Origin of the sequence: Comamonas sp. Z1 (assembly GCF_008121555.1) — a bacterium.
GTDB classification, from domain to species: domain Bacteria; phylum Pseudomonadota; class Gammaproteobacteria; order Burkholderiales; family Burkholderiaceae_C; genus Comamonas; species Comamonas thiooxydans.
Genome location: NZ_VOQT01000002.1, coordinates 57,559 through 72,067, shown reverse-complemented (window position 1 = coordinate 72,067; position 14,509 = coordinate 57,559). Strand labels below are relative to the sequence as shown.

Here is a 14,509-nt window from a genome sequence, read left to right as displayed (position 1 = left end):
GGTCTGCAGGGCCTGTTTGGCGGGCAGGGATTTACAGTGTCTTGAACACTTCGCGGGCCGCTTCTATGGTGCGGTCGATATCTTCGTCGCTGTGCGCCGCGCTGACAAAGCCTGCCTCATACAGCGCCGGGGCAAAGTAATGACCGCGCTCCAGCATGCCATGGTAGAACTTGTTGAAGACCTTGCCGTCGGTCTTCATGACCTGGGCGTAGTGCGTGGGCAGCTCGGGCAGGAAATAAAAGCCGAACAGCCCGCCTTGCCAGTCCACGCTGAAGGGAATGCCGGCGGCATTGGCTTCGGCCTTCAGGCCCTGCATCAGGTGGCCGGTCTTGAGGTGCAGCTCGGCGTGGAAGCCGGGGCGGCTGATCAGCTCCAGCGTCTTCAGGCCGCAGGCCGTGGCAATCGGGTTGCCCGACAGCGTGCCGGCCTGGTAGACGGGGCCCAGCGGCGAGAGCTTTTCCATGATCTCGCGGCGGGCACCGAAGGCCGCCATGGGCATGCCGCCGCCGATGACCTTGCCCATCACGGTGATGTCGGGCGCAAAGCCTTCGATCTCCTTGGCATACAGGCTTTGTGCGCTGCCCAGGGCGACGCGAAAGCCCGTCATGACTTCGTCATAGATCAGCAGCGCGCCATGCTCGCGGGTCAGCTCGGAGATGCGGCGGGTGAAGTCCACCGAGGCGCGCACAAAGTTCATATTGCCGGCAATCGGCTCCATGATGACGCAGGCAATGTCGCTGCCCATCTTGGCAAAGGCCTCTTCGAGCTGTGCAACGTCGTTGTACTCCAGCACGATAGTGTCCTTGGCCACATCGGCAGGCACGCCTGCCGAGGAAGAGGCGCCGAAGGTGGCCAGACCCGAGCCGGCCTTGACCAGCAGGGCATCCGCATGGCCGTGGTAGCAGCCGTTGAACTTGATGATCTTGTTGCGGCCCGTGTAGCCGCGCGCCAGGCGCAGCGCGCTCATGCCGGCTTCGGTGCCGGAGCTGACCAGGCGCACCATGTCCATGCTGGGCATGAGGGCGCGGATCTTCTCGGCCAGCACGACTTCGCGCTCGGTGGGGGCGCCGAAGCTGAAGCCTTCGAGCACGGCGGCCTGCACGGCCTCGACCACTTCGGGGTGGCCGTGGCCCAGGATCATGGGGCCCCAGCTGCCGATGTAGTCGGTGAACTGCTGATCATTCTGGTCCCAGAAATAGGCGCCCTGGGCGCGCTTCACAAAGCGCGGCGTGCCGCCCACGGCGGCGAAAGCGCGCACCGGCGAGTTCACGCCGCCGGGGATCACGCCCTTGGCGCGTTCGAACAATGCAATATTCAGATCAGTGTTTTGTGTCATGAGAGGGAATCACAAAGCCTTCAATCGGCTTGGAGTCGGGTTCGTCATCGGTGGCGTCTTCGGCCTGCTCGTCTTCGGACTCCTCGTCCTCGGTGGGCTGGGCCCAGAACAGGCGATCGGGCAGATAGTGGCCCATGCCGGGGCGAAAACCTGCATCCAGGCTGTGGTCCAGGTATTCCAGTGCCTCCAGCGTCGCGGCGCCCAGATCGTTGCCGGTGGCCAGCAGGGCCGTAATCGCAGCGGACAGCGTATCACCGGCACCTGTGAACGTGGCGTCAAACATCTCGTACTTGCTGTTGCCCAATACGGACTGGGCCGTGGTCAGCACGTTGTCCACGAACTGGTCGGGCAGGGGGATGCCGGTCACCAGCACATAAGGCACTTCCAGTGCCTCGGCGGCCATGGCAATGTCGCGCGCCGTGGGTGCACGGCTGTTTTCCCATTCAGGCAGCAGCCAGCGCCACAGCGTGTTGTGGTTTCCAACCAACACCGAGGTTTGAGGCAGGACAAGCTCCTTGAACGCATCCAGGTACTGATCCTGCTTGTCGTCCTCCCACCAGGACAGGTCCGGCATGTAGCTGATGATGGGAATGTCGGGGTAGTCCGATGAGATAGTGGCAATGGCGGCCAGGTTGGCAGGGCTGCCTACAAAGCCGACCTTGATGGCGGTGACGGCAATGTCCTCCAGCACCATGCGCGCCTGCTCGGTTACCGCATCGTCGTCGAGTGCAAAGTGCTCGTAGATGCGGGCCGTGTCTCTGGCGTAGGCGCCGCAGGCCACGGGCAATGCATGACCGCCGATGGAGGAGATGGTGGCGATGTCGGCCGAGAGCCCGCTGGCTCCGCTGGGGTCACTGCTGTTGAAAGACAGCACGCAGACGGGTGCTGATTCTGTCGCTTCTTCCTGGCGGGTGCGGCGAGGGGGAGTGGAGGAGATGGGGTTCAATGCCATGGCGCACCCCAGTTTGCACCCGGGAATGCAAGGGTGGGAGCCGGGGTTGTGACTAGATACAATCGTTGCATTCTATGTGAAGCCCCTTTAAGCTGTGACTGACCCTAAAACCTGGATGTGTTTGACCTGTGGCTGGCTTTATGACGAAGCCCAAGGCTGCCCCGAACATGGAATTGCTCCAAACACCCGCTGGGAAGATGTGCCTATGAACTGGACATGCCCGGAATGCGGTGCACGCAAAGAAGATTTTGAAATGGTGGAAATCTGAGTGCAAGAGTCGCTCACTCCATCAACGACCGAATTGGGAGGAATTTCACCGTGACAGCATCTGGTGCGCCTTTGCGCGTTCTGGTCGTGGATGACAGCAACACCATCCGCCGCAGCGCTGAAATTTTCCTCAAGCAAGGTGGTCACGAAGTTCTTCTTGCCGACGATGGCTTCGATGCCCTGTCCAAGGTCAATGACTACCAGCCCCAGCTCATCTTCTGCGACATTCTGATGCCCAAACTCGATGGCTATCAGACCTGCGCCATCATCAAGCGCAATGCTCGCTTTGCCAATACGCCCGTCGTGATGCTGTCATCCAAGGACGGTGTATTCGACAAGGCTCGCGGTCGCATGGTGGGCTGCCAAGACTATCTGACCAAACCGTTTACCAAAGATCAATTGCTGCAAGCCGTACAACAATTCGCGCTGCAAGCTGCAGATGTGGGAGCTGCATGATGACAATTCAAAAAGTTCTGGTCGTTGACGATTCCAAGACGGAGCTGATGGCTCTGAGCGATATCTTGCAAAAGCAGGGCATGCAGGTGCGTACCGCGGAAAATGGCGAGGAAGCCATGAAGCGCCTGGCCGAAGACAAACCCGACCTGATCCTGATGGATGTGGTCATGCCTGGACAGAACGGCTTTCAGCTGACCCGCGCCATTTCTCGCGATCCCCTGTATGCCGATGTGCCGATCATCATGTGCACCAGCAAGAATCAGGAAACCGACCGGGTCTGGGGCATGCGTCAGGGCGCACGTGGCTATATCACCAAGCCCGTGGATGCCGCCGAGCTCCAAGCCAAGATCGCAGCGCTATAACGAGCCGCGCTGCTTATGGCGAACCGTGAAGCCCTCCGAGATCTCCAATCCCGTCTGGCCGGGCGCCTGCAGGCAGCACGCAGCGAAGGCGTCAGCGTTGCTGCCTGGCTGGCAGTGCAGGCTGGCGGACGGGATTATTTGCTGCCGCTGAATCAGGCAGGAGAAATCTTTCCCTGGACCGGCGTTCAGCCCGTCCCATACACACAGGCCTGGTTTCTGGGCATCGCCAATCTGCGCGGTGCTTTGATGGGGGTGGTGGACCTGGCTCAATTGCTGGGTCATGGAAGTGTCCGCAATGAGCAGGAACTGATGGACTGCAGCCTGCTGGCCTTCAACCCTGCATTGGAGGTCAACGCGGCCCTGCTGGCCGATCGTCTGCTGGGCCTGCGTGCCGCAGACGCGTTTTCCAAGGCCGAGCCTGCGCCTGAGCGTTCCCCGAGTTTCTTCGGAGCCGTCCATATCGATGCGAGCGGCCGCCGCTGGCAGGAGCTGAAATTGCAGTCCCTGTCTCAAACCGCCAAATTTTTGAGCATTCGTGCTTGAGGTTCCTGGATACAGCGCTATGTCCTTTGCACAGAAAATAAATCAGTTGTTCCGACGCAAGCCCATCGCGGCTGCCGTCAGTGGTGATAGCAGCATGATGGGAGACACGGTCGTACAGGATATGTACGACGGATCGCTCAATAGCGTGCAGGGGGCACCTTCCGTCTTCGGCGTCGAGGAGGCCGGTCGCGCGGACGAACTGGTGAGCCTGCCTATTCTTGGTACGGCCACGACTGCCAAGCATCAGCGCACCTTGTTTACCTTGCTGGGTGGCTCGGTGCTGGTGCTGGTGGTTCTGTCGGCATGGATGCTGCGCGAAGCAGGCAACTCCAACCAGCAACTGGCGGCGACCGGCCAGGCATTGATGCAGTCGCAACGTCTGGCCAAGTCGGTCTCCATCGCCATGACGGGAGCCGCTCCTGCGTTTGCCGACGTCAAGGACAGCGCCGGCGTTTTAGCGCGCAACGTGCGAGCGCTGGCTGCCGGCGATTCCGATCTGGGCGTGAACGCGCTGGGTGGCGGTTTGCAGGACGAGCTCAGCTCCATCAGCACCCTGATGGAGCGAGCGGAAAAGAGCGCCGGGCTGATTCTCGGACAGCAAAAGACTCTGACTCAAGTGGGCGACGCGCTGCGCACCATCAACCGTCAGTCCTCCGATCTGCTGGAAACCGCGGAAACCATTTCTTCGCTGAAGCTGCAGCAAGGCGCTGGCGCGGCCGAGATCTCTGCTGCCGGTCAACTGGTGATGTTGACTCAGCGTATTGCCAAGTCTGCCAACGAATTCCAGACCCTGGAGGGCGTGAGTCCCGAGGCCGTTTTCCTGCTGGGCAAGGACTTGAATTCCTTCAAGGAAATCTCCGAAGGTCTGCTCAACGGCAGCGCTGAAATGCGGCTGTCGGCGGCACGCGATCCTCAGGTGCGTGAACAGCTGGAGACGTTGATCAAGCAGTACGACGATACGCGTACCCAGGCCAGTGCCATTCTGGGCAATCTGCAAGGGCTGGTGTCGGCCCGGGAAGCGCAGACCAGCATCAACAATGACAGCGAACCGCTGCGTCAGCAGCTGGAGCAGCTGCAGACGGCGCTGCAGGGGTTGGGCGGGGCCAGCATGCTGCAGCTGGCGCTGCTGGCCATCGCCATTTTGACCGCGGTTCTGAGCGGTATCGGCATCTCGCGCGTGCAACTGCTGGACAGCCGGGCGCGCCAGCAGGAAGCCGAGCGTCACCAGGTTGATGCCCGTTTGCAGGAGCAGGAAGCCAAGCGCATCAACGACGCCAACCAGGCGGCTATTTTGCGTTTGATGAACGAGTTGCAATCGGTGGCCGAGGGCGATCTGACGCAGGAAGCCACCGTGACCGAGGACATCACGGGCGCGATTGCCGACTCGGTGAACTACACGGTGGAAGAGCTGCGCGCTCTGGTGGGATCGGTGCAGAACACCGTGACCCGCGTGGCCCAGACCACCGAGCAGGTGGACGTCACCTCGACCGAGCTGCTGGCTGCATCGAACGAGCAGCTGCATGAAATTCGCGAAACCGGCAAGTCGATTCTGGACATGGCCGGCCGTATCAACAATGTCTCGGCTCAGGCGCAGGAATCGGCCCAGGTGGCCCGTCAATCGCTGCAGGCTGCGGACTCGGGTCTCAAGGCGGTGCAGAACGCCATCGGCGGCATGAACTCCATCCGCGATCAGATTCAGGATACCTCCAAGCGAATCAAGCGTCTCGGTGAGTCGTCCCAGGAGATCGGTGAAATTACCGAACTGATTTCGGACATTACCGAGCAGACCAACGTGCTCGCATTGAACGCCGCCATTCAGGCTGCGTCTGCAGGTGAAGCAGGTCGCGGCTTCTCGGTGGTGGCGGAAGAAGTGCAGCGCCTTGCCGAACGTTCCGCAGACGCCACGCGACAGATTGCCGCGCTGGTGAAGGCCATTCAGACCGACACCCAGGATGCGGTGGCCGCCATGGAGCGCTCTACCCAGGGCGTGGTGGAAGGGGCTCGTCTGTCCGACTCTGCAGGTACTGCACTGTCTGAAATCGACAGCGTGTCGCGCCGACTGGCCGAGCTGATCGAGCAGATTTCCAACTCCACATCACGTGAAGCCAATATGGCCAACGGCGTGGCGGAAAACATTCAGCACATTTTTGCCGTGACCGAGCAAACCGGTGAGGGAACCCGCACCACTGCGCAGCAGGTGCGAGAGCTCTCCCACATGGCTGAAGAGCTGCGTCAGTCTGTTTCCCGATTCAAGATTGCCTGATTTGACTGGCTCTTTCTCTCATAAAAATGCACGACCCTTGAGGGTTAAGGAACTAGAGCATGTCAGTGGTTGACGACTCGCCAATACGTACAGCCATGTCTGCAACTGCAGAGCAGGATCTGGGCCCGCTGGCCTGGGTGCTCGATGAAGTGCGCAAGTCGCTGGAGGCAGCGACCAAGGCTGTGAGCCGTTTCATGCGCGATGCGGATGCGGCCCGTTTGTCTGATCTAGAGGAGTTGGATACATCGGCACTGCGCATTGCACGCCAGCAGCTGCATCAGGCCTGTGGTGCTCTGGAGATGGTGGGGGTCACCGCCCCGGCGCAGGTGCTGCGCAGCATGGAAGCTGCGGTCAACCGCTTTGTACAGCGTCCCGAATACTGCACGCAGGAAGCCGCGACCACGCTGGAGCGCACGCACTTTGCGCTGATGGAGTTTCTGGAGGCCGTTCTGGCCGGTCAGCAGGTCTCGGCTGTAGCCCTGTTCCCTCAGTACCGTGAGACCCAGGTGCTGGCCGGCAATGACAAGGCCCACCCGGCTGACCTATGGCCTGCCGAGCGCCGTGCACGCGAGCCCCGCTGGACCGGGACCATGCCGGAGCCGCTGGCCTATGGCCCACATGCACGTGCCATGCTGGACGGTGTGGTGCTGCGCATGGTCAAGAGCGACGACCGCGAGGCGGCAGCCCAGATGTGCGAGCTTTGCCGGCGCTTTGCGGCAGCTCAGTCCGAAGATGTGGCGGCGCGCAGTTTCTGGAAAATCGCTGCGGCCTTCTTCGACGGCCTGGCACGTGGACTCATCACTGCCGATATCTACGTCAAGCGCATGGCTTCGCGCGTGCTCATGCAGTACGCCAGCATGGCCAAGGGCGACAGCCTGCCGCCCGCGCGCCTGCTGCAGGACCTGATGTTCTTTTGCGCGCAGGCCAAGCCCCGCGAGCAGGCCGGTGAGAGTCTGAAGGCCGTACACGAGGCCTATGCCATGGAGCAGATGCCGGTGGTGGACTACCACGTGGCGCGCTATGGCCGCTTCGATCCCTCGGTGCTGGTGCAGGCGCGCAAGCGCATTGCGGCCGCCGCAGAGACATGGTCTGCCGTAGCGGGTGGCGACCGCAGCAAGATCAGATCCATGGCCGAGCAGTTCGGACTGGTGTCCGAGTCGCTGGTCAAGCTGCAGCCAGTCAGTCACGGGCTGGCGCGCGCGCTGATTCGTGTGGCGGAGACGGTGGAGCGCATTGGCGAGCCGCCACCAGCCGAGCTGGCCATGGAGGTGGCGACCGCGGTGCTGTATCTGCAGGCCAGCTTCATGACTGCCGGGCATGACGACGAAATACAGGCCGCCCAGTCCAGCGTGCTGGTCCAGCGTCTGGATGCGGCTTTGCATGGCGCGCAGTCCGAGCCGCTGGAAATCTGGATGGAGGAGCTCTACCGTCAGGCCAGCGACCAGCAGACCATGGGGTCGGTGGTTGGAGAGCTGCGCATCACCCTTGGCGAGGCTGAGAAGCAGCTGGATCTGTTCTTTCGCAATCCCGCGGACACCTCGGTGCTGGCCTCGGTACCGGGCCAGATGGCGCAAATGCGTGGGGTGCTGTCGGTGCTGGGATTCGAGCAGGCCGCGACCGCCATGCAGCGCATGCGTGACACCGTCGAGCATCTGATGCTCGGCGAGGTGACGGTCGAGAACCAGCCTCGCATCTTCGAGAAGCTGGGCAGCAGCCTCGGTGCCATGGGCTTTCTCATCGACATGCTCAGCTACCAGCGCAATATGGCGCGCAAGCTGTTCGTCTATGACGAGGAAAAGGACGAACTGCGCATCGTCATGGGTCATAGCCGCAGTCGCGGCCCCGAAGCCTTCCGTCCCACCGTGGATATTCCCATGGATGGCGTACCGTCTTCTGGACAGACTCCAGTCGCTTCGGCTGCCGTGATTGCTGATCCGGCAGTGGAGCCCTCGGTCGCCGCACCGCCACCGCCTGTCGAAGTGAGGCCAGTTCCCGCTGCTGTGGCGAAGCCAGAGCAGTTGCAAGTCAGGCACATCGAGGACGAGGACACCCCGCCGTGGGCAGTGACCGAGCCAGGTGCCTTGCCCGAGTTTGAGGTAGCACCCGCACCAGCCGTGGCAGAGTCGGCCGGCGTGGGCTCCGATGCCCTGGCCGATGCCATGGCTCAGGTGTTTGCGGGCATGCAGTCGGGCAAGCAGGCAACTGACGAGGCGGATGTCGCTCGGGATCTGACAGCGGCAGTCGCAGCTCCTGCGGGCGTGCCTGCGGCTGCTACGGTGCCGGCCGCCGAATTGAACACTGTAGATCTGGACGGCGACGATGAGCTTCTGTTCATCTTCCTGGAGGAAGCCCGCGAAGTCGTGGATAACGGCTTGCAGGCCCTCAAGGTTTTGGCGGACGAACCCGGCAATCTGAGCGAGCAGACCACGCTGCGCCGTGCGTTCCACACGCTCAAAGGCAGCTCGCGCATGGTGGGGCTGGATGAGTTTGGTGAAGCCGGCTGGGCCATGGAGCAGATGCTCAATGCATGGCTGGCAGAGCAGCGACCCATGCCGCAGGCCATGCAGCAGCTGGCTCAGGATGCCCTGAAGGCCTTTGCCGTCTGGGCACAGGATATAGAGAACCAGCAGGCGCAGAACTGGTCGGCCACGGCCTTCCGTGCCGCTGCAGACGCCATGCGTCTGCAGGGCGAGCGTGCCGAGGTGGCCCTGGTTCCGCGTCGCGGCGAGCGCGCCCAGGGCCTGGAGTCGACCGAGGCGGCCGCTGCTGCGGATGCACCCGTGCTGGAGTTGCCTGTAGCGCCCGAGCCGATCGCCGAGCTGCAGTGGCCACTGGAGCCACAGACCGTGGCCGCAGAGCCCGTATTTGCGATGCCGGAGCTGGAGTTCCCGCAAGAAGAGCTGTCTGCGCAGCCAGATCAGGAGCCGGTGGCTGAGCTGGAGGCGGCAGCAGCCGACTTTGCCTTGCCGGAACTGGATATTCCAGACGACCTGCTGCATCAGCTTCAGGCACCCGATGCGCTTGAAGCGTCCGCATTGCCTGCTCTGGAGTCGGCGGCAGAGCCCGAGTGGATAGAGGGCGCCGAGGAGGTTCAGCCTTCGCTGCAGGAAATCACCGCGGCAGAAGAGGTGCAGGAGCTGGATTTTGCCGCCTTCGAAGCGGCCATGCGTGAAAGCGAGCAGGCTGCCATAGACATGCAGACTGCCGTGGAGCCCCCCGCCATGGACGCAGCTACCGGGGTGCCGGCCGCTGTGGAGATGGCGCTCGAGCTGCCGTCTGCAGAGGCTGCGATCGAGCTGGAGGCCATTGAAGCCTTGCTGGATGGCGTGCCCGAGCCAGTCATGGCCGAAGAACCCGCTCAACTGCCGGAGCCCGAAGTCTCTGCGGTTGAGCAGGTGCTCGAACAGACAGAACAGACAGGTGAGACAGACGACAGCTATCGCAATATAGACGGGCTGCGCATCAGTGCAGCGCTGTACAACGTCTATCTCAACGAAGCAGACGAGTGGTCAGAGCGACTGGGTGAGGTGTTGCAGCAGTGGTCGCAAGAGCCGGCTGCCGTCATTCCCGACGACGCGATCGCGCTGGCGCATTCCCTGGCAGGCAGCTCCGGCACCGTGGGCTTCAAGGCCTTGTCGGAGCTGGCGCGTTTGCTCGAGCATGCACTGCTGCATCTGCAGCCTCAGGGCTATGCCGGCGCGCTGCAGATTCAGCAATGCGTGACCGCATCCGATGAAGTGCGCCGCTTGCTGCATCAGTTTGCGGCAGGCTTTCTCAAGGACGCTTTACCCGCTGTCGAAGACGCACTGCGTGAAATCCTGAATACTCCGATCGATGCCGGTGCAGCAGCTGAAACTGCCGATCTCGAGCTGTCCGATCTGGCCGAGCTGGATGAGGCAGAGTGGCCCGAGGTGCAGGCGCTGCAGCCGCCTGCAGATCCCAAGGACTTGCCGCTGGACTTTGCTGCCGAGCTTTCGCAGGATGGGGCCTTGCCCGAGCTTGCGGGTGATGGACCCAAGGGTGTGGCCGAGGAAGACGTGGGAGCATCGGCAGCCGACCCGTTGCTGGATGCCGTGGTGAAAGCCGCGGATCAGGCACCGTATTCCATGGTGCCTGCCGCGGGCAGCGTGGAGCATGAGGCCGAGCTGCAGCGCCGCATCGATGAAGCCATCGCGCTGGCGGTGCATGCCGGTGACGACGAAGACGATATCGATGTGCTCGATCAGGTCGATGCCGACCTGTTTCCCATTTTCGAGGAAGAGGCCATCGACCTGCTGCCCAAGCTCGGTGCTGCACTGCGCCGCTGGCATGGGCGCCCGACGCTGGATGAGGCTCGCAACGAAGCTCTGCGCGCTTTGCACACCATCAAGGGCAGTGCCCGCCTGGCGGGTGCCATGCGCATGGGTGAGATGGCCCACCGCCTGGAGTCGGCGGTGGAACGTATTGATCAGGAGCGTCCCGCAGCCGAAGCGATCGAGCCGCTGCTGAGCAGCTTTGACGCTTTGCAAGCCAGCTTCGATGTGCTGCGCATGGCCGGTGAGCAGGAGTCCGAGCAGCCACTGGCTCAACTGGACGATCTTCTTGCTCAGGCGCCTTTGCATCTGAGCGCGGCGGAGTCTGATGTAGAGCAAGCAGCGGAAGCTCAAGCCGGAGAAAAGACTGCCGCAGATTTTGAGCAGGCCATTGAGCTGCCGGCTCCGGTGGTACCGCGTCCTGCGTCGCAGCAGACCGTGCGTGTGCGGGCGCAACTGCTGGACCGCTTGATTTCCCAGACCGGTGAAGTGCTGATTGCCCGCTCGCGTGTCGATGCGCGGCTGTCGCAGGCGCGTTCGGCGCTCAATGACTTGACGGGCAACCTGGAGCGCCTGCGCACGCAGCTGCGCGACATCGAGGTGCAGGCCGAAAGTCAGATGCAGTCGCGTCTGGCCCTGTCCAAGGACACGGCAGCCGGTTTCGATCCGCTGGAGTTCGACCGTTTCACCCGCGTGCAGGAACTCACGCGCATGATGGCCGAGTCGGTCAACGACGTGGCCACGGTGCAGCGCAATCTGCAGCGGGATCTGGCCGCTGCCGAAGACGATCTGGTTGCTCAGGGCCGGCAGGCACGTGATCTGCAGCGAGATCTGCTGCGCACGCGCATGGTGGAGTTCGACTCCTTTGCCGAGCGTCTGTACGCCGTGGTGCGCCAGACGTCCAAGGAAATGGGCAAGCAGGTGCGCCTGAACATCCTGGGCGGCACCATCGAAATGGACCGAGGCATGCTGGAGCGCATGATGCCGGCCTTCGAGCATCTGCTGCGCAACTGCGTGGCTCATGGCATCGAATCGCCCGAGCGGCGCCAGGAGCTGGGCAAGCCGGCTGTCGGCACCATCGAGATCGTGCTGAGTCAGGAGCGCAACGACGTGGCGCTGTCCGTGGAGGACGACGGGGCCGGTCTGGACCTGGAGCGGATTCGCGCCAAGGCCATCAGCCTCAAGCTCTGGAACGACGAGCGTCCCATGACGCTGGAAGACGCGGGGCGCCTGATTTTCGAGCCGGGCTTCAGCACGGCCGCCGAGGTGACGGGTGTTGCCGGCCGCGGCATCGGCATGGATGTGGTGCGTTCCGAAGTGAATGCTCTGGGCGGTCGTATCGAAACCCATACCGAGCCAGGCCGTGGCAGCGCCTTCCGGCTGGTTGTGCCATTGACCACGGCCGTGACCCAGGTGGTGATGCTGCGCATGGGCGCCGTGTCCATGGGCGTGCCCGCCAACCTGGTGGAAATCGTGCGTCGCGTGCCCGTCGATGTGCTGGAGGAGAGCTACCGCAAGCAGGAGTTCCAGGACGGCAGCGAAGTCATGCCCTTCTATTGGGCCGGCGCGCTGTGGCAAACCTCGCTGCGCAGCGAAGAAAACCTCGGGCGCACGCGCCCCGTGGTGATAGCTCGCAGTGCCTCGCAGCGTGTGGCGCTGCATGTGGACGAAGTGCTGGGCAACCAGGAAGTGGTGATCAAGAACCTGGGGCCGCAGCTGTCGCGTCTGCCCGGTCTTACCGGCATGTCCGTGCTGCCCTCGGGGGCCGTGGTGCAGATCTACAACCCGGTGGCGCTGGCCAACGTCCATGGCGAGCAGGTGCGAGCCATGCTGGCCAGGGCCGAGCAGGCCGCAGCCGATGGCGAACTGCAGGCTCTCTCAGGCGGTGCCGATCTGCTGGGCGCCGAAGCTGCGCAGACCACGGTGCCGCTGGTGCTGGTGGTGGATGACTCCATCACCGTGCGCCGCGTCACCCAGCGTCTGCTGCAGCGCGAAGGCTACCGTGTCACGCTGGCCGCTGACGGCCTGCAAGCCATGGAGCGTCTGCAGGACGAGCGCCCGACCCTGGTGCTGTCGGACATCGAAATGCCGCGCATGGACGGCTTCGATCTGTTGCGCAATATCCGCGCCGATCAGACGCTCGAAGGCATGCCGGTGGTCATGATCACTTCGCGCATTGCCCAGAAGCATCGCGAAATGGCCCGCGACCTGGGAGCCAATCACTACCTGGGCAAGCCCTATTCCGATGAGGAACTGCTGGGTCTGATCCAGCATTACGCCTTGCAGCGCAGCGGCCCCGCGCCTGAGCGCAGCCCGCTCGGCGGGTTTGCGGCCGAGGAGTCGGGAGTGACAGTCGAATAAGGTCTGCTCCTCATAACAGAGCGGCTTGCGCTGATCCGGATTGAATTTCAGATTGATATTGATCTGAAATACATGAAGGCCGTGCGCAAGCCGCTTCTTTTTTGAGTGACAGCCTATTGGACGGCTGGCAGCCGAGTACACCTGGATGTGGAGCTCCGCAGGGCCTGGAGCCAGGAAAGCTCAAGCTTCTTTCTTGAGGACTCCGTAGCGCGCCAGGGTTTTCTCCCGCGCTGCCGCATGATCCACGACGGGCAAGGGATAGTCGCGCCCCAGTGCGATGCCTGCTTCGGCCAGTTCCAGCGGCTTGGCCAGCCAGGGGGCATGCCGCAGTTTGCTGGGCAGCTGAGCCACTTCAGGCACATAACGCGCTATGAACTTGCCGTCCGGATCGAACTTCTCGCTCTGGGTTACCGGGTTGAAGATGCGGAACCAGGGCTGGGCATCGCAGCCCGTGGAGGCCGCCCATTGCCAGCCGCCGTTATTGGCCGCCAGATCGAAGTCATTGAGCTTTTCGGCGAAATAGGCCTCACCCCGGCGCCAGTCCAGGCCCAGGTCCTTGACCAGAAAGCTGGCCGTGACCATGCGCAGCCGGTTGTGCATATAGCCGCTGGTATTGAGCTGGCGCATGGCGGCATCGACCAGCGGGTAGCCGGTGCGGCCCTCGCACCAGGCGGCGAAGAGGGCGTCGGCCTCGGCTCCCGTCTCCCATTCGATAGCGTCATAGGCTGGCTTGAAGCTGCGTTCCACGACATAGGGCTGGTGGGCCAGGATCTGGAAGTAGAAGTCGCGCCAGATCAGCTCGCTGAGCCAGGTGGCAGCTCCTTCACGCGCTGCGGCAGACCAGTCCTCGTTGTGCGCCGCCTCGTGGGCGAGGCGGGCCAGCTCGCGTATCGACACGGTGCCGAAGCGCAGATGCACGCTGAGATAGCTGGGACCCTTGAGGGCCGGGAAGTCGCGCGCCGTCTTGTACTGCGGCAGGCGCGGCAGAAAATCGGTCAGCAACTGGCGTGCGCCGCTGACTCCGGAGGGCAGGCGCAGGCCGGCCAGTGTGTCCGCGGCAAAGCCCAGATCTGCAGCCGAGGGAATCGGGCGGCGCTCGGTGTCCGGCAGGTCGGCGAGCTTGCTCGCCAGATAGCGCTCGCTGGGGTAGGCCGAGAGATAGAACGGCGTGATTTTTCGCAGCCAAGCGTTCTTGTAGGGCGTGAAGACCGAAAACGGCGACAGGCTCTGGGTCAGCACCTCGTCGCGCGCAAAGATGCGGTGGTCCTTGAAGCGCAGCAGCAACTGCCCCTGGCTCTTGAGGCTGCGCGTCACCTGGGCATCGCGGGCGATGGCCGCCGGCTCGTCGTCGTCGTTGCAGAAGACGGCGCCCGCGCCCAGCTGCCGGGCCAGGGCAGGGATGATGTCCTGGGGCAGGCCGCGCCGCGTGATCAGCCCTGTCTGCGGACGTCCCGCGGTCTCGCGCAGGGCTGCATCCAGCTCGGCCAGACTCTGGCAGATGAACTCCACGCGGCGGTCGGCGCGGGGCAGGGCGGCAAGAATGCTGTCGTCGAAGACAAAGACGCAATACAGCTTTTCACATTGCTGCAATGCATGATAAAGGGCCGCGTTATCGGCCAGACGCAGGTCGCGCCGCAGCCAGATCAAGCCCACAGGGTAAGAAGGAGTCATGGATCG

General features: G+C 63.0%; 9 protein-coding genes. 6 read left to right on the top strand and 3 right to left on the bottom strand.

Annotated features, from left to right (window positions below; genetic code table 11):
- Positions 1 to 31: 31 nt before the first annotated feature.
- Both hemL and FSY45_RS03715 read right to left on the bottom strand, forming a co-directional pair.
- Positions 32 to 1,336 carry a glutamate-1-semialdehyde 2,1-aminomutase gene (gene hemL, locus FSY45_RS03720; protein WP_003071150.1) on the bottom strand — a complete coding sequence of 435 codons (1,305 nt, stop codon included), beginning with the start codon at positions 1,334 to 1,336 and terminating at the stop codon, positions 32 to 34.
- Positions 1,320 to 2,288: a bifunctional hydroxymethylpyrimidine kinase/phosphomethylpyrimidine kinase gene (locus FSY45_RS03715; protein WP_012839730.1), complete on the bottom strand. Its 969-nt coding sequence runs from the start codon at positions 2,286 to 2,288 to the stop codon at positions 1,320 to 1,322. Before FSY45_RS03715 ends, hemL begins: the two co-directional genes overlap by 17 nt.
- A 115-nt stretch (positions 2,289 to 2,403) precedes the next feature.
- Between FSY45_RS03715 and FSY45_RS03710 the strand changes: the two genes are divergently transcribed.
- The 6 genes from FSY45_RS03710 to FSY45_RS03685 are packed head-to-tail and all read left to right on the top strand — an operon-like array spanning position 2,404 to position 12,832.
- Positions 2,404 to 2,556 carry a rubredoxin gene (locus tag FSY45_RS03710; protein ID WP_034399566.1) on the top strand — a complete coding sequence of 51 codons (153 nt, stop codon included), beginning with the start codon at positions 2,404 to 2,406 and terminating at the stop codon, positions 2,554 to 2,556.
- A gap of 50 nt (positions 2,557 to 2,606) precedes the next feature.
- The gene (locus FSY45_RS03705) at positions 2,607 to 3,011 is read left to right on the top strand and encodes a PleD family two-component system response regulator (protein ID WP_003071158.1); all 405 of its coding nucleotides are present in this window, start codon (positions 2,607 to 2,609) and stop codon (positions 3,009 to 3,011) included.
- Positions 3,011 to 3,373 carry a PleD family two-component system response regulator gene (locus FSY45_RS03700; protein WP_003071159.1) on the top strand — a complete coding sequence of 121 codons (363 nt, stop codon included), beginning with the start codon at positions 3,011 to 3,013 and terminating at the stop codon, positions 3,371 to 3,373. Before FSY45_RS03705 ends, FSY45_RS03700 begins: the two co-directional genes overlap by 1 nt.
- A gap of 15 nt (positions 3,374 to 3,388) precedes the next feature.
- A complete protein-coding gene (locus FSY45_RS03695; protein ID WP_003071161.1) occupies positions 3,389 to 3,916 on the top strand; it encodes a chemotaxis protein CheW in 528 nt (175 codons plus the stop codon).
- A gap of 19 nt (positions 3,917 to 3,935) precedes the next feature.
- Positions 3,936 to 6,179 (top strand): methyl-accepting chemotaxis protein, encoded by a 2,244-nt coding sequence (locus FSY45_RS03690; protein WP_046461795.1) that lies wholly within the window; start codon positions 3,936 to 3,938, stop codon positions 6,177 to 6,179.
- A gap of 59 nt (positions 6,180 to 6,238) precedes the next feature.
- On the top strand, positions 6,239 to 12,832 hold the full coding sequence (locus FSY45_RS03685; protein WP_046461794.1) for an Hpt domain-containing protein: 6,594 nt from the start codon (positions 6,239 to 6,241) through the stop codon (positions 12,830 to 12,832).
- 180 nt (positions 12,833 to 13,012) lie between these two features.
- On the opposite strand, the gene FSY45_RS03680 is transcribed toward FSY45_RS03685, so the two are convergent.
- The gene (locus FSY45_RS03680; RefSeq protein ID WP_046461793.1) at positions 13,013 to 14,503 is read right to left on the bottom strand and encodes a deoxyribodipyrimidine photo-lyase; all 1,491 of its coding nucleotides are present in this window, start codon (positions 14,501 to 14,503) and stop codon (positions 13,013 to 13,015) included.
- Between the last annotated feature and the right edge of the window lie 6 nt (positions 14,504 to 14,509).